General features: G+C 45.3%; 14 protein-coding genes, 7 tRNA genes and 2 rRNA genes. 7 read left to right on the top strand and 16 right to left on the bottom strand.

All coding sequences use genetic code 11. The features are described 5' to 3' along the window. Positions 1 to 41: 41 nt before the first annotated feature. From BQ9856_RS21765 to holB, 5 genes are all read right to left on the bottom strand, one after another. On the bottom strand, positions 42 to 1043 hold the full coding sequence (locus tag BQ9856_RS21765; protein ID WP_077612874.1) for a Fic family protein: 1002 nt from the start codon (positions 1041 to 1043) through the stop codon (positions 42 to 44). Between the two features lie 203 nt (positions 1044 to 1246). Continuing rightward, positions 1247 to 2110, bottom strand: coding sequence for a 16S rRNA (cytidine(1402)-2'-O)-methyltransferase (gene rsmI, locus BQ9856_RS21760; protein ID WP_077612873.1), 864 nt, complete (start codon positions 2108 to 2110; stop codon positions 1247 to 1249). 81 nt (positions 2111 to 2191) lie between these two features. Then, positions 2192 to 2929: a tRNA1(Val) (adenine(37)-N6)-methyltransferase gene (locus BQ9856_RS21755; protein WP_077612872.1), complete on the bottom strand. Its 738-nt coding sequence runs from the start codon at positions 2927 to 2929 to the stop codon at positions 2192 to 2194. Continuing rightward, positions 2919 to 3827: a PSP1 domain-containing protein gene (locus BQ9856_RS21750; protein ID WP_077612871.1), complete on the bottom strand. Its 909-nt coding sequence runs from the start codon at positions 3825 to 3827 to the stop codon at positions 2919 to 2921. Before BQ9856_RS21750 ends, BQ9856_RS21755 begins: the two co-directional genes overlap by 11 nt. Before the next feature lie 3 nt (positions 3828 to 3830). Next, positions 3831 to 4820, bottom strand: a complete 990-nt coding sequence (gene holB / locus BQ9856_RS21745; protein ID WP_077612870.1) for a DNA polymerase III subunit delta' — start codon at positions 4818 to 4820, stop codon at positions 3831 to 3833. Positions 4821 to 5060: 240 nt separating this feature from the next. Between holB and BQ9856_RS21740 the strand changes: the two genes are divergently transcribed. The 6 genes from BQ9856_RS21740 to BQ9856_RS21715 all read left to right on the top strand — a co-directional run bounded on the left by BQ9856_RS21740 (position 5061) and on the right by BQ9856_RS21715 (position 12921). Further along, the gene (locus tag BQ9856_RS21740; RefSeq protein WP_077612869.1) at positions 5061 to 6710 is read left to right on the top strand and encodes a response regulator transcription factor; all 1650 of its coding nucleotides are present in this window, start codon (positions 5061 to 5063) and stop codon (positions 6708 to 6710) included. Between the two features lie 17 nt (positions 6711 to 6727). Then, complete coding sequence (locus tag BQ9856_RS21735; RefSeq protein ID WP_077612868.1) at positions 6728 to 7762, top strand: sensor histidine kinase; 1035 nt, start codon at positions 6728 to 6730, stop codon at positions 7760 to 7762. Continuing rightward, positions 7759 to 9189 (top strand): hypothetical protein, encoded by a 1431-nt coding sequence (locus BQ9856_RS21730; RefSeq protein ID WP_077612867.1) that lies wholly within the window; start codon positions 7759 to 7761, stop codon positions 9187 to 9189. The genes BQ9856_RS21735 and BQ9856_RS21730 overlap by 4 nt, the downstream gene beginning before the upstream one ends. 216 nt (positions 9190 to 9405) lie before the next feature. Then, entirely contained in the window at positions 9406 to 10380 is a 975-nt protein-coding gene (locus BQ9856_RS21725) for a sugar ABC transporter substrate-binding protein (protein WP_077612866.1), read from the top strand. 37 nt (positions 10381 to 10417) lie between these two features. Continuing rightward, entirely contained in the window at positions 10418 to 11923 is a 1506-nt protein-coding gene (locus BQ9856_RS21720) for a sugar ABC transporter ATP-binding protein (protein ID WP_077612865.1), read from the top strand. Then, positions 11920 to 12921, top strand: coding sequence for an ABC transporter permease (locus tag BQ9856_RS21715; protein ID WP_077612864.1), 1002 nt, complete (start codon positions 11920 to 11922; stop codon positions 12919 to 12921). The genes BQ9856_RS21720 and BQ9856_RS21715 overlap by 4 nt, the downstream gene beginning before the upstream one ends. Positions 12922 to 13003: 82 nt before the next feature. Here the strand turns inward: BQ9856_RS21715 and BQ9856_RS21710 are convergent, their stop codons facing one another. Together BQ9856_RS21710 and BQ9856_RS21705 are read right to left on the bottom strand one after the other, a co-directional pair. Beyond that, entirely contained in the window at positions 13004 to 13591 is a 588-nt protein-coding gene (locus tag BQ9856_RS21710) for a guanylate kinase (protein WP_077612863.1), read from the bottom strand. A gap of 37 nt (positions 13592 to 13628) precedes the next feature. Further along, a complete protein-coding gene (locus tag BQ9856_RS21705; protein ID WP_077612862.1) occupies positions 13629 to 15086 on the bottom strand; it encodes an aminotransferase class I/II-fold pyridoxal phosphate-dependent enzyme in 1458 nt (485 codons plus the stop codon). Between the two features lie 184 nt (positions 15087 to 15270). On the opposite strand from BQ9856_RS21705, the gene BQ9856_RS21700 reads away from it, so the two are divergent. Next, positions 15271 to 15501, top strand: a complete 231-nt coding sequence (locus tag BQ9856_RS21700; RefSeq protein ID WP_077612861.1) for a hypothetical protein — start codon at positions 15271 to 15273, stop codon at positions 15499 to 15501. A gap of 67 nt (positions 15502 to 15568) precedes the next feature. On the opposite strand, the gene BQ9856_RS21695 is transcribed toward BQ9856_RS21700, so the two are convergent. The 9 genes from BQ9856_RS21695 to rrf all read right to left on the bottom strand — a co-directional run bounded on the left by BQ9856_RS21695 (position 15569) and on the right by rrf (position 19797). Next, positions 15569 to 15641: transfer RNA gene (locus tag BQ9856_RS21695), tRNA-Lys, on the bottom strand. Between the two features lie 3 nt (positions 15642 to 15644). Further along, positions 15645 to 15717 (bottom strand) — tRNA-Phe (locus tag BQ9856_RS21690). Positions 15718 to 15762: 45 nt separating this feature from the next. Beyond that, positions 15763 to 15836 (bottom strand) — tRNA-Met (locus BQ9856_RS21685). A 46-nt stretch (positions 15837 to 15882) separates the two neighbouring features. Next, positions 15883 to 15964 (bottom strand) — tRNA-Tyr (locus BQ9856_RS21680). Positions 15965 to 15986: 22 nt separating this feature from the next. Further along, a tRNA-Thr gene (locus tag BQ9856_RS21675) sits at positions 15987 to 16059 on the bottom strand. A 36-nt stretch (positions 16060 to 16095) separates the two neighbouring features. Next, positions 16096 to 16168 (bottom strand) — tRNA-Val (locus BQ9856_RS21670). 22 nt (positions 16169 to 16190) lie between these two features. Further along, positions 16191 to 16264: transfer RNA gene (locus BQ9856_RS21665), tRNA-Asp, on the bottom strand. A gap of 88 nt (positions 16265 to 16352) precedes the next feature. Further along, positions 16353 to 19239: ribosomal RNA gene (locus tag BQ9856_RS21660) — 23S ribosomal RNA — on the bottom strand. 440 nt (positions 19240 to 19679) lie between these two features. Then, positions 19680 to 19797 (bottom strand): 5S ribosomal RNA (gene rrf, locus BQ9856_RS21655). Positions 19798 to 19997: the final 200 nt, after the last annotated feature.

Below are 19997 nucleotides of genomic sequence, written 5' to 3'. Positions count from 1 at the left end.
TAAAACTGAGTCCAAATAACCGTACTGCTCTCATGTTTTTTCTATCTGATGATATGCTCCACTTTTTTATATTTCTGTTTACTGCTATTGGGCTTATCTGGAATTGTCATTTCAATATACCCCAGTTCCAATGCAGGCAGCAAATAGTTATCACGAAATGACGGTCTATGCTTTAATCCTAAAAGCTCCATTAATTCCCTTGTTGAATATTCCTTATCATCCATAGCTTCAAGTAATTTTTTAACTTGTTCGGTAACTTGCGCGGTAACTTGTTCGGTATCTGCTATTTCACATAATGCATCATAAACAGCTGTTAATAAAAACTCCACAAATTTCCCTGAATCGGCACAATGATCACACTCCCCCAACACATTATAATATTCTTCCTGGCGTTCCCTGATTAGTGTTTCAATCGGTAACCATCCGAACAACGGCTTCCACTTGTAAAGTAACAAAGTCTGCCACATTCGTCCCATTCTACCGTTACCATCTGCAAATGGATGAATAAATTCAAATTCATAATGAAAAACACAGCTTTTAATAAGTGGATGGACCTCCTCTTTTTTTGCCCAATCTACCAAATCTTTTATCAAATGCGGCACTTGATTTGCCGGAGGCGCCATGTGAACCAGTTGCTCTCCTGCAAATACACCTCCCCCGCCACTTCGAAAAGTTCCCGCTTCCTTTGTCAGTTCATTCATTAAAACTTTATGGGCTAATAACATATCTTTGATAGAATACGGATTCATCTCTAAAAGTTTGTTATATGCCTCAAATGCATTTTTAACTTCACATATTTCATCTGGTGCTCCAAGAATCCTCTTTCCATTAATAATGTCTGTTACCTGATCCAGAGATAAAGAATTATTTTCAATAGCTAAAGACGCATGAATTGTACGAATACGGTTATCTCTGCGCAGCCTTGGATTGTTACTCATATGATCATTTATTGATATTCTGGTTATAATTTCAGTAATAGATGAAATCAAATTTACTGTTTTATCGGTTATAGTATATGGTGGAATATAACCTTTTTCACTCATATTTTTCCTCACTTATGTGTTAAATTTTATACTTATATATGCAAATTATTTTATCATCACTTGTACTTAATTATACCGTACAAGAATTAATAATGCCACTACTTTTTTCCTTTTTCTTACCCCCCTCATATCAAAAAACAAAACGCTACACCTCACATAAATATCAGGCATAGCGTTGTCACTGGTTACTCAAACTCAATATTCTATAGTCTATAATCTGTTTTCAGCAAATACTGATAAACCTCTCTTTTGCTGATTCCTCTGTCCCTCGCCACCATGCGCATGGCTTCCTTCCGGTCCATCCCCTGGCCTACGTAAAGCTCCATGTGTTCCTCCATGGACATCTCCCTGGCAGCCCTGGATTTCTCTTCCTTTCTCTCCTGTATGCTCTTCCCCTCTACGACGATGACGCACTCTCCCTTGGGGGCTTCATCCTCATAAGTCTTTAAGGCATCTTCAAAGGTTGTCCGAAACGCCGTCTCAAACTTTTTCGTAAGCTCCCTGCAGATGGTAATTCTCCGGTTTCCCAAAGCACCGGAAAGCTCTTCTAAGGTCCGGACAAGGCGGTGGGGCGCTTCATAAATAACGATGGTTCTGGTCTCATCCTTAAGCTCTTCCAGTATCCACTGTTTCTCCTTCTTATCCGCCGGTAAAAACGCCTCAAAACAGAAGCGCCTGGTAGCAAGGCCGGAAAGGGTCAGAGCCGTGATGCAGGCCGCCGGTCCGGGAAGGGAGGTCAGTTCAATTCCGGCCTCATAACACTGTTTCACCAGCTCCTCACCCGGATCCGAGATGCCCGGAGTTCCCGCATCTGTAATTAAGGCAACATTTATTCCCTCCTGCATCTGCTCCACCAGATACCGGGCCTTTTCCACCTTATTGAACTCATGATAGCTTGTCATGGGTGTTTTTATATCAAAATGATTCAGAAGCTTGATGCTGTGGCGGGTGTCCTCCGCTGCGATTAAATCCACTTCTTTTAAGGTATTTAAAACCCTCAGGGTAATATCGTCAAGATTACCTATGGGCGTTGCACATAAAAATAATTTTCCCTTTTTCTCTTCCACTTTTCTTGCTCCTGGCTGTTCCTGGTTTCCTACTAATTGCCCACGTTTTTTTGGTATAGAGGTATAACCCGATAATGGGGGTTAATACCCGTAAATGGTATAAATCTCGTCCGTATAGACACCCGGTTCCTGATACACAATGACCGGGGCCTCCACCTTTATCATGGACTTTCCTCCCCGCACCGCTTCGATCAGAACCATATTGGCTTCCTTGTCCACAAATGGATGTACCATCTTCATCCGCTTGGGCTCCAGCCGGCAGCTCTTTAAAGCTGTTATGATCTCGGTCAGCCGGTGAGGCCGGTGTACCAGGTAAAACCGTCCGCCGGGCCGCAAAAGCCTTGCCGCCTCCCTTACCACATCATCCAGGGTGCACAACACCTCATGACGGGCAACGGCCTTTGGCAGATCCGGATTCTTAAGGCCATGGGCATCATTCATATACGGAGGATTCGAGGTCACTACGTCAAAGGAAGCCGCGCCAAATAAACGGCTGGCTTCCTTTATGTCTCCTGTTACAATGGTGATTTTATCTTCCAGATGGTTTAAGGCCACGCTCCGTCTGGCCATATCCGCCATCTCTTTTTGAATCTCCAGTCCGGTATAATGAAGTCCCTGGTACTTGGCCTCCAGAAGAATCGGGATGATTCCCGTGCCTGTCCCAAGATCCACCGCCTTTTCCCCCGGCTTCACCGATGCAAAACCGGAAAGAAGGACTGCATCCATACCGAAACAAAATCCATCCCGGTTCTGAATGATCTGGTATCCGTTCCTCTGAAGGTCGTCAATACGCTCATTTTCTTTCAGATCAATTGTCATCTAACTTGGACTTTCCTTCCTTCTTTTCAAGGGCTTCCAACGCCTTTAACTCCGCATCCGTCACCTGGGCCTTCTCCCTCCGGCGCCGCGGCTTAAATTTAAGCTGTTCCACCTTATATTCCCGGATTTCCTTTTCATCCTTAATAGTAACGATCACCTTTACCAGCTGTCTTAAAACGCTTACGGAATGAACCTCTCCCTTAAGGCCGTCATCAGTCGTGACAAGATCCCCTACATTGGGAAGCTTGCTGTTAAGCTCCTCATAGGTCTCCTCTTCATTTTTAAGGCAGCACATAAGCCGGCCGCACACACCGGATATCTTTGTCGGGTTTAAGGAAAGATTCTGTTCCTTCGCCATCTTTATGGAAACCGGTATGAATTCAGAAAGATAGGAATGGCAGCATAAGGTCCTCCCGCAAATGCCGATTCCTCCTACAATCTTGGTCTCATCCCGTACGCCCACCTGGCGAAGCTCGATCCTGGTCTTGAAAACAGAAGCCAGATCCTTTACCAGCTCCCTGAAGTCAATTCTTCCGTCTGCCGTAAAATAAAACAGCACCTTATTATTATCAAAGGTATATTCGGCGTCTATGAGCTTCATCTGAAGGCCGTGCTTGCGGATCTTTTCCTTGCATATCTTAAACGCTTCCTTTTCCTTTTCGTGGTTTCTTTTCTCCACTTCATCATCCGCCCTGGTCGCCATGCGGATGACCGGCTTTAAGGGCTGGACCACCTTGTCCTCTTCTACGTCCCGGCATCCCAAAACTACATAACCATATTCAATTCCTCTTGCAGTCTCCACAATTACGTGATCCCCTGTGCGCACTTCCAGATTTACGGGATCAAAGTAATAAATTTTTCCTGCATTGCGGAACCGAACGCCAATTACTTTTATCATCGATTAATTCTCCTTCATAACAAGCAGCATGAGCTCCATAGCCAGCTCCATATTGACATTGGCATTCAGACGGATCCTTGCCTTATCAATGGCCTGTAAGATCATCTCAATGCCATCATAAGCACTGGCAGCGCTCATCTCCCTGATCGTATTATATTCTTCCTTAAAAACCAGAAGATTGATATCCTGTGTCACCTTATACATTAAGACATCCCGGTACCAGAGCTGCATAAAATCAAGACAGTCATCAATATCCAGGTTCTCATCCTTCATCTTCTTAATGTAAAAAAGAAGTTCTGTGATATCCATATCCTTTAAGTGCTTCAGCATATGAAGCAGCTCCGTATACATCAGCTGAAAATCCTCAGAAGAGGCCAGATGAATGGCCTTTCCTAAATTTCCTCTGGCAAAAGCCGCATAAATATCAGCCCTGCTTTCCCCAATGCCCAAAGAACCCATCAGATAGGATTTTACCACCGAATCCTGCAAAGGCTTCAGCTTTAACTGCACGCACCTGGAAAGAATGGTGGGCAGGAAAGCCTCCTGATTGGTAGTAAGCAGCATAATGACTGCATAAGAAGGCGGTTCTTCTATGGTTTTTAACAGCGCATTCTGCGCCTGGGCCGTCATCTTTTCCGCCTCATCCACGATGTAAATTTTATAATAACTGCTATAGGGGCGTATCATAATGGTATCATGGATCTGCTCCCTGATATCGTCAACACCAATGCTTCCCGGTTTCTCATGGGTCACATAAACCAGATCCGGATGGTTTTCGCTCATCACCTGCCTGCAGGCGTGGCACTGCATACAGGGCTCACTCTTTCCCTTTTCACAGAGAAGTGTCATGGCAAATGCATTGGCCAGTGATTTACGCCCCATCCCCGCCTCACCTGTGAGAATATACGCATGGGAGACGTGATTTGATAAAATGGCCTTTTGTAAATGTTCTTTTATTCTCTCATGGCCGATGATATCCTGAAACCCTGGCATAAAGACACCTCCCTGCCGCTGTTGTCTGACCCGTCTTCCTGATCGGCACGAAAAAGAAAACGAATTACCCTAATTATAGCATAGAACTTTTACCACCACAAGAAAGAAGTATTGGCAAATACCTTATCATTTCGCTTTATTATGCGCATTTTCAATCAATATTTTTTACCGTATGAAACTTTTTGAGTTGATATGACAGACTCGGTGAAGTATACTGAAAAAAGAAGGTAATACTCTTATATGGATTATAACAAACAGGGGATGATTTCAATATTAGGAATAGTGATCGCAGACGATGAAAAGAAAATATGCAGGCTCATAGAATATTTAATTGATTGGGATGGAATTGGAGTGGAGCTTTTAGGAGTTGCTTATGACGGCATATCCGCCTATCAATTGATTCAGGAAAAGAATCCCGATTTCCTGCTTACGGATATCAGGATGCCGGGTATGGACGGCCTCCGGTTAATTGAAGAAGCAAAAAAACGGAATGATTCCTTGAAATGCATAATTATAAGCGGATATAAGGACTTTCAATACGCTCAGCAGGGAATGAGGTACGGAGTACGGGATTATTTATTAAAACCCATCAACCAGGATGATCTGACCCGCACATTAAAAAAGCTCGTAAAAGAAACCTTGGAGCAAAAAAGCAGTCAGGCTGCCCAGACGCATATGGCAGAAACAATAAGGAATTATTCCGGTGAATTGAAACGTGTATTTTTAAAAATAGTCCTGGAACAAAAGCCAGAGGAACGGCCGGAAAAGGTTTTAAAAGAAGTTCAAAAGATCCATGCCCAGGAAATCATTAACAGCACCGGACGCCTCATCATCATCAAGCCGGACATTGAATACAAAGAATTTACAAAAGAAGGCTATCAGCTCTTAATTGATAAAACCATAGAGATCCTTTATCTGGAATTTGCTTCCGAAAGCGGGGATTTAACCGTCGAAGCAACCGATGAAGGCATCTTTTTATTGCTTTTTCATGAGCAGCCGGACAGAGAGGAGCTGTTAAAAGCATTAAATCATGTAAGAGACCGGGTCATGGGACTTCAGGATTTATTTCCAAAGATTTATATTACAGCCATAATCAGCGAAACAGCGCGCACGGCCGGGGAGCTTATCCTTCATATCCAAAGAAGCAGGATTTCCATGTACGACCGGCTGCTTACCGGTACTAATATGATCGTAGAAGAAAAGCCCCCTGTCTTGGAACCAGATAAAAACCAATCCTTAAACCACCAGCTTTCAAGACTGCTTGAAAGCAGGCCGGAGGCCTTTGAACCGGACGAAATAAAAAAATGCTTAGGCGATGCAAAACGAATCATTCAGACAGCAAAAGAAATCTCCGGCCTGGATATCAAAATGGGATTGATCCGGCTGGCCCATTATTATATGGACTTATTTGGGCAGCTGGATGCTTCCTTTGACCCCGATCCGAAAATCAGCTGCTTTTCGGAAATGTATGAACACTGCATTTTCATTGACCAGGCATTTGAGCTTTTGGAGGAGACTCTTTTAAAAGCCCTGCATGAAGTCATGGATCATCTGAAAAACAGGGAAATAAAGCCGGTCGCCTATGCAAAACAATATATTGAAGAAAACAAAGGGATCAATATCAAGCTGGAGGAGCTGGCAAAAAACGCAGGATTCAGTTATGCCTATTTTTCCTCCCTTTTTAAAAAGGAAACCGGTAAAACACTGACCGAATACACACAGATGGTAAGAATTGAAACCGCCAGGAAACTTCTGCTTGAGAAAGAACTCAGTATAAGCCAGATTGCAGAACTGTCCGGTTACAGCGATATTAAATTTTTTACCAAGCAGTTTAAGAAAACCCTTGGCGTTTCCCCCAATGAATATCGCAAAATGTTTCTGGAACGCTGAACCAAGGAGGAGATTCTTTGAAAAAACATTGGTTAAAAAGAAGGATTCTGATCTGGATAGGAGCCATGATCTTATGGGGCTGGTTTTCTGTTATCCTGTTCTTTGCAATTCTGCTTCGGCCAGACTTAACGGAATCGTTTCTTTATGCATTTTCGGCATGGGGAATGCTTTTTGCCTTTCTCCTGCTGCTGATTGTCGGTAAAATCCGGATCTTAGAGCCCCTGCGGACCATCCGTAATAAAATAGAGCTCTTTAACGAGGGGATCATCTTCACCGAAATATTTAAAACCCTGGAAGGATTCTCACCGGACATGGACCTTCTGCTGCTAAGAATTCATACCATTCTGGATAAAGATAAAATCATTGAAAATGCAAAACAACAGGCAAGATACTTAGCCCTTCAGAACCAGATCAACCCTCATTTTCTCTATAATGTACTGGAATCCATCCGTTCCGATGCGATTATGGCGGGAGTCCCGGAAATCGGAAAGATCGCGGAAGCCCTGGCCGTATTCTTCCGTTATACGACCTCAAAAATGGAGAATCTCAGCACCCTTCAGGAAGAACTGGCCAACGTAGAAAATTATTTTTTAATCCAGAAATACCGTTTTGACGATAAGCTGGAGCTGAGGATCAAACTGCCTCCTGACGACAGGGACATTTTAAAAACCCCCATACCCAAGCTCACCCTGCAGCCAATCGTGGAAAACGCCATTAAGCATGGATTAGAACCCAAGGTGGCGGGAGGGACCGTAGTCATTGACTTGGAACACAGCGATACCGTCCTTTATATTTCCGTTGTTGATGACGGCATCGGCATCGGGGAAACCGAACTTGAACGATTAAATGAAAAGCTGGCCCGCATGGATGCCGGTGACGGTTCCGCCAATGAGGGCGGAAAAGGCGGAATCGCCCTCATGAATGTCAATTCCAGGATCCGCCTTCTCATGGGGGAGGAATATGGGATCCATATCTTAAGCACACCGGAAATTGGGACTGAAGTCTGCCTGACGCTTCCGTATATGTTCGAACGGACAGAAGGGATCGGATGATGAAAAAAGAAGTTCTCCGCTATGAAAACATACATTGTTCCCAGGATGGCCAGACTTATATAAACGGCCTTTTCTTCCGCGCATTTGAAGGGCAGATCTGCTGTGTCATTGTCAATAATATCATTGAAAAAGAATATTTCCTGCAGCTTCTTTACGGAAACTTGAAGCCGGGCTATGGATGGACCTATTTTGACGGTAAAAAAATAGTTTCTTCCAGAATGCAGGAACAGATGGTAAAACAGATCGCATTCATTGGCCGTAACAAAGGCACCTTTTCCGAATTAAGCGTAGCTGAAAATATTTTTGCAGCAAGCGGCCGGGTGCCATATTGGAAACGGGTAAAGCCTCTTTGCAGACATGCCCCGGAGCTTTTAAAAGATTTGGATATTTCCATTCCAATGCTTGAAAAAGCACATATGCTGGATTCCTGCATGCAAAAGCAGGTGGAATTATTGCGTGCTTACGTGTCCGGTTACCATTTAGCCGTCATAACGGATATCGAAATGATCATGACGGAAGAACAGCTTAAAAATTTTTTTACCCTTGCAGCAACGTTAAAGGCCCGGGGAATGACTTTTATCTATGTTGTGAACAGTTCTACAAAACTCTACGAATATGCGGATGAAATTACCATCATTAAAAAAGGCAGAACCATCGGTCACATGAACCGTGAAAACTTTTTCAAATCCCAGACCTATATGGAATTGTTTGAAAAGACGAAAAAAAACACCTTAAGGAAAAACACCCTGTCAGAAAAAGAAATTGATAAGAAGACCGTCCTGGAATTTAAAAATGTAAAGCTTACCGGCCTTCCCGTATTAAATCTGTCCTTAAATGCGGGCGAATTATTAAACATACTGGACCTGGATTCTACGGAATGCAGAAACCTCCTTCCCATATTGCAGGGCGAATGCGGATTTGAATCCGGCAGGATTTTATTAAATGGAACCGAATACTCCTTCCATTCCGTTCACCGTTCCATCCGGGATGGAATCGCATTCATTGAAGCAAGGCCAATGGAAGAAATGCTGTTTACGGATATGACCATCCTGGACAACCTGGTTTTTATGATCCGGCAAAAAAAATCTGGTATCTTTATGAAAAAGAAATACAAGAAAATGATGCGCCACCTGTTAGAAGGGATATTCAGCGAAGAGGAATTAGCAGAAAAAACAGATACCGCAAATGATGAGTGCAAATTAAAGCTTTTATATTACCGCTGGATTTTTGTCCACCCAAAGGTCCTTGTATGTATCAGGCCTTTTTCATCCGTTGATTTCCAGATGCGCCAGATCACCGTCAATCTGCTGAAAGAAGTGCTGAAATCAGGCATTGCCGTGATTATCATCACAAACCAGATCGCAGAAGCTTATACAATGGAAGGAAAGAATATCACCTTCCATAACGGAACCATTTCGATCGACTAAGTGTTTCCAATATTTTTTGTATACTTTAACCACAAATAGCTCTATTTATTTTTATTAATAGGGCTATTTTATCACTTCTTTAAATATTTTCGAAAAACATACCCCCATTTAGCACAAAATATACCATTGTTTCAACCCTTTTTTACTGTTAAAATAACAAATACATAACATTCATTCTATCTGAAAGATAGGCAGTAAGAAGGGAGATTAAGAACAATGAAAAGAAGATTTTTATCCATGCTGTTAATATCCGCCATGATGGCTGCAATGACAGGCTGTGGAGAAAAAAATGCGGCTTCAGAGCCCGGCACCACAGAACAAGCGGCTTCCGGAGATATTACGGTGGGCGTCATTCTAAAAACACTGTCCAGCGAATATTGGGGATACGTTGCTGCGGGCGTAAATGCAGCATCAAAGGATCTGGGAGTTAAAGTTGATCTGCAGGGTCCGGCTTCCGAAACAGCCTATGACGAACAGAACAATATGATTGAAACCATGCTTTCCGGCGGAGTCGATGCATTTGTTATTTCCCCCTTACAATCCGAATCCGTTGCAAGCGTGATCGGCGATGTCAATATCCCCGTCATAACCGTTGACACCGATGCGGAAATCCCGGGAAAAATATCCTTTGTAGGTACAGGCAATGAAAATGCCGCCTATCAGGGCGGTTTATTTGCAGCCCAGAAAGCCGGTAAAGGAGCAAAGGCCGTAATCATCGGCGGAGTGGAAGGAAACGCCACCAGTGATGCCCGCCAGGCAGGATTTACCAAAGCTCTGGAAGAAAACGGAGTGGAAGTTGTCTCGGTACAATATGCCCAGTCCAACCCGGATACGGCAGCAAATGTAATGGAAAACATGATCACGGCCCAGAGCGGAGACATTCAGATCGTCTGCTGCCACAACGATGATACCGCAGCCGGTGCCTCCAATGCCTTAAAGCAGCTTGGTCTAAATGATATCATCATCGTCGGTTTTGACGGCAACCAAAGCGGAGTTCAGAACATCATTGACGGTAACATAACCGCTACCTGCGCCCAGGCCGCTTACTCCATGGGCTATCAGGCCGTTGAAACAGCCGTAAAGGCCGTAAAAGGGGAACCCGTTGAGAAATTCGTGGATACAGGCTGTGAAGTCATTTCAGCCGATAATGCAAAAGCATACTTAGAAAAACTGAAAGGCTACCTAAAATAACTTGATTTGACCAAAATAGGAGAGGTTTGGCGACATTATGAGTCAATATTTAGTTGAGCTGAAAAATGTGACAAAACGCTTCCCCGGCGTAGTCGCAATGCATAACATGTCCCTGCAGATAAGGCCCGGGGAAATCCATGGCCTGATCGGTGAAAACGGTGCGGGTAAATCGTCCCTGATCAAGGTATTGACCGGTGTATACATTCCGGAAGAAGGCACGATCTGCATAGAAGGAAATAAAGTTTCCTTTAAAAATCCAAACGAAGCCGCCGCTGCCGGAATTGCCTGCGTATATCAGGAGCTGAACATTGTTAAGCTTCTTTCCGTCACAGACAACATTTTTATCAACAAAGCCCTGAAAAAGAAAGGCGGCCCGTTTTTAGATTATCCGAAAATGCATGAAACCGCACATGAAGTCATGCTTTCCCTGGGCCAGGACATTGACGTAAAAAAAGAATGCGGTTCCTTTGGAATGGGAATCCAGCAGATGGTGGAAATCGCAAAAGCGGTCTTAATTGATGCAAAGCTCATCATCATGGATGAACCAACATCCAGCCTGGGAGAAAAAGAGGTAGAACAATTAATGAAAACGGTCCGTTCCTTAAAGGATAAAGGAATCGCAATCCTGTTCGTTTCCCACAAGCTGGAAGAACTCTTTGAATTATGCGACCGGGTAACGGTAATGCGGGATGGGGAACACATCCTGACCAAAAATACTTCCGAGCTGAGTAACGACTCCCTGATCACCGCCATGGTAGGAAGAACGCTGGATAACCAGTACCCGAAAATTGATGTGGAAGCCGGTACGGAGGCACTCCGGGTGGAACATTTAAATTCCGCAGGCATTTTAAGGGATGTCAGTTTCCACGCAAACCATGGAGAGATCCTGGGCTTTGCAGGCCTGGTAGGCGCCGGCAGAACCGAAACGTTCCGGGCCCTGTTCGGCGCTGACCCTCATGACAGCGGTGACATTTATATTAACGGAGAAAAAGTAAATATAAAATCACCCAAAGATGGGATCCGCCACGGAATGGCCTTTTTAACAGAAGACCGCAAAGGCCAGGGGCTGGTCCTGTCCCAATCAGTCCGTACAAACCTCATACTCAGTAATATGAAAAACTGCACCAATGGTCTTTTCTTTGATGAAAAACAGATCGACCGGATCGCCGAAGATAATATTAACGACTTAAAGATCAAAACTCCCACCGCCAACGAGGTGGCAGGCCAGTTATCCGGAGGCAACCAGCAAAAGGTCGTCATTGGAAAATGGATCAATACAAACGCAGATATTTACATCTTTGACGAACCTACAAGAGGAATCGACGTAGGGGCCAAGGTTGAAGTTTACAATATCATGAACCGCCTGGTACGCGCAGGAAAATGCGTTATCATGATCTCCTCCGAATTACCGGAGATCATCGGTATGAGTGACAGGGTCATCGTCATGAGAGAAGGTAAAATCATGGGAGAAATATCGAGAAAAACAGATGTCCTGAATCAGGAAATAATCATGAAAGCTGCTTGGGGAGGCGAAATTCGATGAAAACAAAAAAAATGAAAGACATAATTGGAAAGGTAGCTCCTTTGCTGGCCTTGGTACTTCTGTTCATTATTTTATCATTGGCAACGGATAAATTTTTTACACTCAATAATATGATGAATATCCTAAGGCAGACCGCAGTAAATGGGCTCATATCCGCAGCCATGCTGGTGGTGCTGATTACGGCAGGCATTGATCTGTCCGTCGGTGCAAATGCAATTCTGTGCGCATGCATGATGGGTATGTTAAAAACCTCCTTTGGCATAACAAACCCATTTATATTAATCCTGGTATGCATTGCAACCGGTGTTCTGGTCGGTTTCCTAAATGGCATCCTGCTTACGAAAATGCATCTGCCCCATCCCTTCGTATCAACTCTGGGCATGAAAAATGTACTTTGCGGCCTTGCGCTTTTAGTCGTTTCAACAAAAACAATATCCGACTTCCCGGCTGCCGTTACATTTTTAGGCTCCAGTAACTTATTCAAGGCATCCGGCGGATTTTCCGGCATTCCGCTTTGCTTTGTCATTTTACTGTTGATTTACACCGTATACCATTTCTTTTTAAATAAAACCGCTCTGGGGAGAATGATTTACTGCGTAGGCGGCAACCCGGAAGCCGCCCGTTTATCCGGAATCAATTCCGATAATATATTGATCTTCGTTTACAGCTTATCCGGTTTTATGTGTTCCATTGCCGGACTCGTCATTGTCGGGCGTTCCGCAGTTGCCAACCCTTCTGCGGCGATCTCACCGTATGATACGGATGCCATTGCCGCATGCATCATCGGCGGAGCCTCCTTTATGGGAGGAAAAGGAACCATCTGGGGAACCTTAATCGGCGCTCTGATGATCTCCACCATCCGGAATGGTTTAACACTGTTAAATACATCAAGTTCTGTACAATATGTTGTCATCGGTCTGGTGATCATTGCCGTTGTGTTTATCGATGTTACGAGAACCCGGATGGAAGCAAAAGCAAAAAGACTTGCTGCCAAATAAGAAAGAATAAATCGGAATCTTCAAAAGAAGCATGAAAGAACACCGGAATAAAGCGGTTTCTTTCATGCTTCTTCCATCCTGCTTAAAGTTCCAATTCCACCGCCTTTGCAATCTCATCTAAGCACACTTCCAGATCATCGTTGCAAAACCGTTTTTTAATCCCGCATCTTCTTAAATTTTCCTCTTTAAAGTCCTCTTCATCTGCCAGGAACCTTCTGCAGAGTTCTTTATACTTTGGAATTTTCTGAGCCCTCTCTCTTTCAATCGCCCTTAAAAGCCGGTCTCCATCTTCAACTTCAATGTAAATCGGAAACAACTTGTCTTCTCCAAAATAGCCCCTGGTTTTCTCATATGATTCCAGCGTCCCGATCATCAGATAACCATTCTGCCCCGCCAGATCGATCTGCCCGTCATCCACTGTAAAATAACTCCATGGTCCATAAACAGTCTCATATGTCCTCTCCTCAATGAGCTTATCCGCACGCCGGAATTCCTCCAGCTTTTCTTTTGTCGTAAAGTAATATTCCACCCCATCCGTTTCCCCGTCCCGAATCGGTCTGGTTGTATATAAAACAACTTTCTTTAACTGAGGAAGTCTTTCCAAAAGCCTTTTGTAAATGGTATCCTTTCCGGATGAACTCTTCCCCATTACATAAAATATTTTACCCATCTTATCAGCTCCATCGTATCATTCTATCTTCCGTTCCCTATCCATTGACCACATAGAGGGTTTCCGCAGTTTCATCCTCCATCCCCTGTACCGGAAGGCCCAATTTCTTATATCTCATGATCAGATCAATAACATCCTTCTTAAGAACCTCTCCCGGTGCAACAATGGGGATCCCCGGCGGATACACATATATGAACTCCGCCGTTATCATACCCTCTCCATTTGAAATGGAAACCTTATGCCTGGGGGCATCCATGGCCCGGGCAATGGTCAACCGGCAATCCGGAGCCCTGTCCATACCCGGAAACAAATTGCCCTTACTCTCATACCGTTCTCCCTTACCCAGTCCGGAATCAATCTCCAGCAAGGCACTGCAAAGCCGTTTAAGCCCCTCTTCTGTATCCGCCAGAGTGATTATTGCGGTCACATAATCCGAACCGCACATTTCCATCTCCAAATGGTATTCCTTTCTCAGCCTGCTGTCAAGCTCAGCTCCGGTTATTCCGGTTCCTCTTGTAGAAATAATGATCTTGGAACAATCCATATCATATACACCATACGTTCCCTTGACCCGGTCCGTGAGGAGCCTCAGCCGTCCCATGCCGGACAACCTATTACGGACTCCTTTAAGCCTTTCATAAAAAAGTTCCATCTCTCCGAGACCTTCCCCAGACATATACCGTATGCAATTTTCAATCCCGGCCATCATCACATAGGATGGGCTGCTGGTCTGGTACATATGCACATAGCGGTCCAGCCTGTGCATGTCCACATATCCCTTCCTGACGTGCATAAGAGCCGTCTGGGTAAAGGATGGAAGGGTCTTATGAAGGCTCTGGATCACCACATCCGCTCCAAGTTCCAATGCCGAAACCGGAAAACCGGCCCTCTTCCCATAAAGAAAATGTGCCCCATGGGCTTCATCCACAATAAGAGGCAGGTGAAACCGATGTACAATCCCTGCAATAGCTTCAATATCCGAAACAATTCCATCATAGGTCGGAGATACCACAAGCACAGCCTGAATCTCAGGATGGTCCGTCAACATTTCTTCTACTTTTCCCGGCATTAATCCACCCTGAAGGCCAAACTCCGGTATCAATTGTGGATAAATATATTCTGCTTCCAGTTGGTTGAGGAAAACTCCATGATAAGCTGATTTATGGCAGTTTCTGCTCATAAGAATGGTCCCGCCGTTTAATACGGTCCCGCTTATGGCGCTCAGTATTCCACAGCTGCTTCCATTCACGAGATAATATGTCTTATGGCTTCCGTAAATCCTGGAAGCCCATTCCATGGATTCTTTTAAAATTCCCTCTGGATGGTGCAGATTATCAAAGCCATCAATTTCCGTAATATCTATGGAAAACGGATTTGGGAAATTCTCAGCAAACGAATTTCCATACTGTCTTTTATGTCCTGGCATATGAAACGGATAAAAATCTGAATTCCCATATTCCATTAATCTCTTTAACAAATCCGGTGCTTCATTCATAGTATGAACCGCCTTTCTTAACATAAACCGCCGCTTCAGAACAGTTCTCTATCTGAACCGTTTTTATAAATCCGCCTTTTCAGTATAGCATCCTAATCCATGCTTTACAACTCGTCCTTACTTTACAATTTTTTACCACAGCGCTATAATAATGATTTGGAAATAAAAAAGGAGATGGATGATTATGAGACTCATAGAATTTAAAATGGAGCGCCCTGGTCTGGTAAAAGCCGGAGACGAAGTTCAAATCATTGAACGGGAAGGAACCAGCAGCTACAGTTATATCATTGATCCTGCCGTAGCCATGTCCGGCTGTTACATGGGTCGCGACCGGATCAAATCCGATCATGGCATTGTAAAAGAAGTGAAACACAATGACCGGGGATATTACGTTATCGTAGAATTCGATGAATAGTTTTCTGTTTCATCGAATTCATTGCAAAATAAAAAGCCCTGAAACATCTCTGTTTCAAGGCTTGTCCTGAGACACCGGGGATTCGAACCCCGGACAACTTGATTAAAAGTCAAGTGCTCTACCACCTGAGCTAGTATCCCATATGCCCAAAGCCGGAATCGAACCAGCGACACGAGGATTTTCAGTCCTCTGCTCTACCAACTGAGCTATCTGGGCGCATGTACTTACAAGCACATCATTCGCTAAAATTACTCACAAAAATTGCGGGGGCAGGATTTGAACCTGCGACCTTCGGGTTATGAGCCCGACGAGCTTCCAGACTGCTCCACCCCGCGTCATTCAATTATATTATATGCAGTGATCATTATTTTAATCACCGAATGGATGGAGATGGATTCGAACCATCGAAGCGTGTCGCAACAGATTTACAGTCTGCCCCCTTTGGCCACTCGGGAACCCATCCATAATTTTATTTTCATGATGCAAGCCGATGATCGGACTCGAACCGATAACCTGCTGATTACAAATCAGCTGCTCTGCCAATTGAGCCACATCGGCACGACTCTTCTCACGTATGTTACTCTGCATACTGAATGGGACCTATAGGGCTCGAACCTATGACCCTCTGCTTGTAAGGCAGATGCTCTCCCAGCTGAGCTAAGATCCCATAAACAAAATTTAGTTTTAAACGACCCGGATGGGATTCGAACCCACGACCTCCGCCGTGACAGGGCGGCGCTCTAACCAGCTGAGCCACCAGGCCAAACCTTTTTGAAGGTTCTCACACATACCCTCAAAACCACACATTGTTACATATCTTTCATCCGTTCTTTCCTCTTACCTAAACCAACTTGGTTAAGCCCTCGACCTATTAGTGACAGTCAGCTCCACATGTTGCCATGCTTCCACCTCTGCCCTATCTACCTCGTCGTCTTCAAGGGGTCTTACTCTTGCGATGGGATATCTCATCTTGAGGGGGGCTTCACGCTTAGATGCCTTCAGCGTTTATCCCTTCCCGACTTGGCTACTCTGCCATGGCTTTGATCGCCAACAGATACACCAGAGGTCAGTCCATCCCGGTCCTCTCGTACTAAGGACAGCTCCTCTCAAATATCCTACGCCCACGCCGGATAGGGACCGAACTGTCTCACGACGTTCTGAACCCAGCTCGCGTACCGCTTTAATGGGCGAACAGCCCAACCCTTGGGACCTACTACAGCCCCAGGATGCGATGAGCCGACATCGAGGTGCCAAACCACTCCGTCGATGTGAACTCTTGGGAGTGATAAGCCTGTTATCCCCAGGGTAGCTTTTATCCGTTGAGCGATGGCAATCCCACTTTATACCACCGGATCACTAAGTCCTAGTTTCCTACCTGCTCCACCCGTCGGTGTCGCAGTCAAGCTCCCTTATGCCTTTGCACTCTTCGAATGGTTTCCGTCCATTCTGAGGGAACCTTTGAGCGCCTCCGATACCCTTTCGGAGGCGACCGCCCCAGTCAAACTCCCCGCCTGACATTGTCCCCCAGCCAGGTCATGGCTGCAGGTTAGAAATCCAATACCGCAAGGGTGGTATCCCAACATCGGCTCCACAAAGACTGGCGTCCTTGTTTCATAGCCTCCCACCTATCCTGTACATGCAGTACCGAATCCCAGTATCAAGCTGGAGTAAAGCTCCATGGGGTCTTTCCGTCCTGGCGCAGGTAACCAGCATCTTCACTGGTATTTCAATTTCACCGGGTGCATTGTCGAGACAGCGCTCAAATCATTACGCCTTTCGTGCGGGTCGGAACTTACCCGACAAGGAATTTCGCTACCTTAGGACCGTTATAGTTACGGCCGCCGTTTACTGGGGCTTAAATTCAGAGCTTCGCCTTTCTGCTAACCCCTCCTCGTAACCTTCCAGCACCGGGCAGGCGTCAGCCCATATACCTCACCTTTCGGTTTTGCATAGACCTGTGTTTTTGCTAAACAGTTGCTTGAGCCTATTCTCTGCGGCCTGGTTTCCCAGGCACCCTTTATCCCGAAGTTACAGGGTCATTTTGCCGAGTTCCTTAACAATGCTTCTCCCGCCGGCCTTAGGATTCTCTCCTCATCCACCTGTGTCGGTTTACGGTACGGGCACATATCACACAATAGCGGCTTTTCTTGACAGCCCCTACAGAGACTTCCCTACTTTTGTTCGGTACGCATCACACCTTCCTGTTGCTAAGCGGATTTTCCAGCTTAACCAGTCCAATGCTTGCCCCGGTCTTTTCATTCCCGGGTTCTCCCTCGGTTCTGTGTCCCCACAGTTCTGATGATATGCGGTACAGGAATTTCAACCTGTTGTCCATCGGCTACGTCTTTCGACCTCGCCTTAGGCCCCGACTTACCCAGAGCAGATCAGCTTTACTCTGGAAACCTTAGATATTCGGCCTGGAGGATTCCCACCTCCATCTCGCTACTCATTCCGGCATTCTCTCTTCTTAACACTCCACATCTCCTTACGGTAATGCTTCTGTGCGTTAAGAATGCTCCTCTACCAATCATTTCTGATTCCACAGCTTCGGTGTCGTGTTTCAGCCCCGGACATTTTCGGCGCAGGACCTCTCGACTAGTGAGCTATTACGCACTCTTTGAATGTGTGGCTGCTTCTAAGCCAACATCCTAGTTGTCTCTGAAATCCCACATCCTTTTCCACTTAACACGCACTTTGGGACCTTAGCTGGTGGTCTGGGCTCTTTCCCTTTTGACTGCCCAACTTATCTCGTGCAGTCTGACTCCCGTACATCATCTGGCCGGCATTCGGAGTTTGATATTCTTTGGTAAGCTTTGACGCCCCCTAGGAAATTCAGTGCTCTACCTCCGGCAGACTAATACGAGGCTAGCCCTAAAGCTATTTCGAGGAGAACCAGCTATCTCCGGGTTCGATTGGAATTTCTCCCCTACCCACACCTCATCGCCACCCTTTTCAACGGATGTGCGTTCGGTCCTCCACCGCCTTTTACGGCAGCTTCAACCTGGACATGGGTAGATCACCCGGTTTCGGGTCTACCTTTACTGACTCATTCGCCCTATTAAGACTTGGTTTCCCTTCGGCTCCGCACCTTGAGTGCTTAACCTTGCCAGTAACGGTAACTCGCCGGACCGTTCTACAAAAAGTACGCGGTTCCACTTATAATGTGGTTCCACAGCTTGTAAACACAGGGTTTCAGGTTCTCTTTCACTCCCCTCCCGGGGTCCTTTTCACCTTTCCTTCACAGTACTATGCGCTATCGGTCACTAAGTAGTATTTAGCCTTGGAGGGTGGTCCCTCCGACTTCCCACAAGGTTTCTCGTGTCTCGTGGTACTTTGGATCCTGCTCGCTGACTATTGCTTTCCCATACAAGGCTTTCACTTTCTATGGCCGGTCTTTCCAGGACCGTTCTGGTAACAAATCGTCTCACTTATTGCAGTCCATAACCCCGCCATGCACGCATGACGGTTTAGGCTCCTTCCATTTCGCTCGCCGCTACTTTGGAAATCGAGTTTTCTTTCTTTTCCTCCGGGTACTTAGATGTTTCAGTTCCCCGGGTTCCCGACGTATGGCTATGGATTCACCATACGACAGCTGAGGTTTGCTCAGCTGGGTTTCCCCATTCAGATATCTCCGGATCAAAGGATATTTGCTCCTCCCCGAAGCTTTTCGCAGCTTATCACGTCTTTCATCGGCTCTTAGTGCCAAGGCATCCACCTTGTGCTCTTTATAGCTTAACCAATCGATCTTCGCCTGCGGGTGCGGGCTTGGATCTAAGATACATAGCGTTGTATCTCTGGTCTTAGGTTGTTATTTCACCGTACGTTACGGTTACTTTAACGAGTTATTGTTTGGTTACATCTTTCGATGTAACACCTCGGATGTCTTGATTTTGTCTTTATATATAAAGACTCTATCTAGATATATTTCAATATGTGGTTTTCAAGGTACGTGCGCGGTGCCGCTTCTAACAGCACCACTGTGACTGAAGTTTATCAGTCATTCGAAAGCTCAATCTGTTTGAACCCACGAATCACTGGTAAAAACCAGCTATATAAAACAGCATTTCCCTGCTGGATCAGGTTAACACATTCTTTCACACAGGCTTCGCCTTTTTCTCCACCCATTGGAACGTGTCCGTTCTATATAAAACACTCCTGAGAGTGATTTTTTTAATGTAATCTGGCACCCACCTGCTCTCCCATGCCGTCTCCAGCATAGTACCATCGGCCGCTTAAGTCTTAACCATCGTGTTCGGGATGGGAACGGGTGTCTCCCCTAAGCGCATCGGCACCAGAAAGATTTTGTCTTCTTGGTGTTCTTTATTTAGTTAGCCTGGTCCATGATTGCACCTCCAAAACCTACGGTTTTCTCGGTCGCATCTGCGATGCTTATGGAGTAAGTCACAGCCTTCCGTCCGTAAAAGTAAACTTTCCCGTACTCCATTCTGTACCTTTCTCCGCAATCATTCCTCACTTTGCGAACATAAGACTCAACA

Origin of the sequence: Clostridium sp. Marseille-P2415, from assembly GCF_900155545.1 — a bacterium.
In the GTDB taxonomy this organism is placed as follows: domain Bacteria; phylum Bacillota; class Clostridia; order Lachnospirales; family Lachnospiraceae; genus Lacrimispora.
The sequence above is the reverse complement of the archived record's forward strand: the minus strand, read 5'-3'. Positions and strand labels throughout refer to the sequence as shown.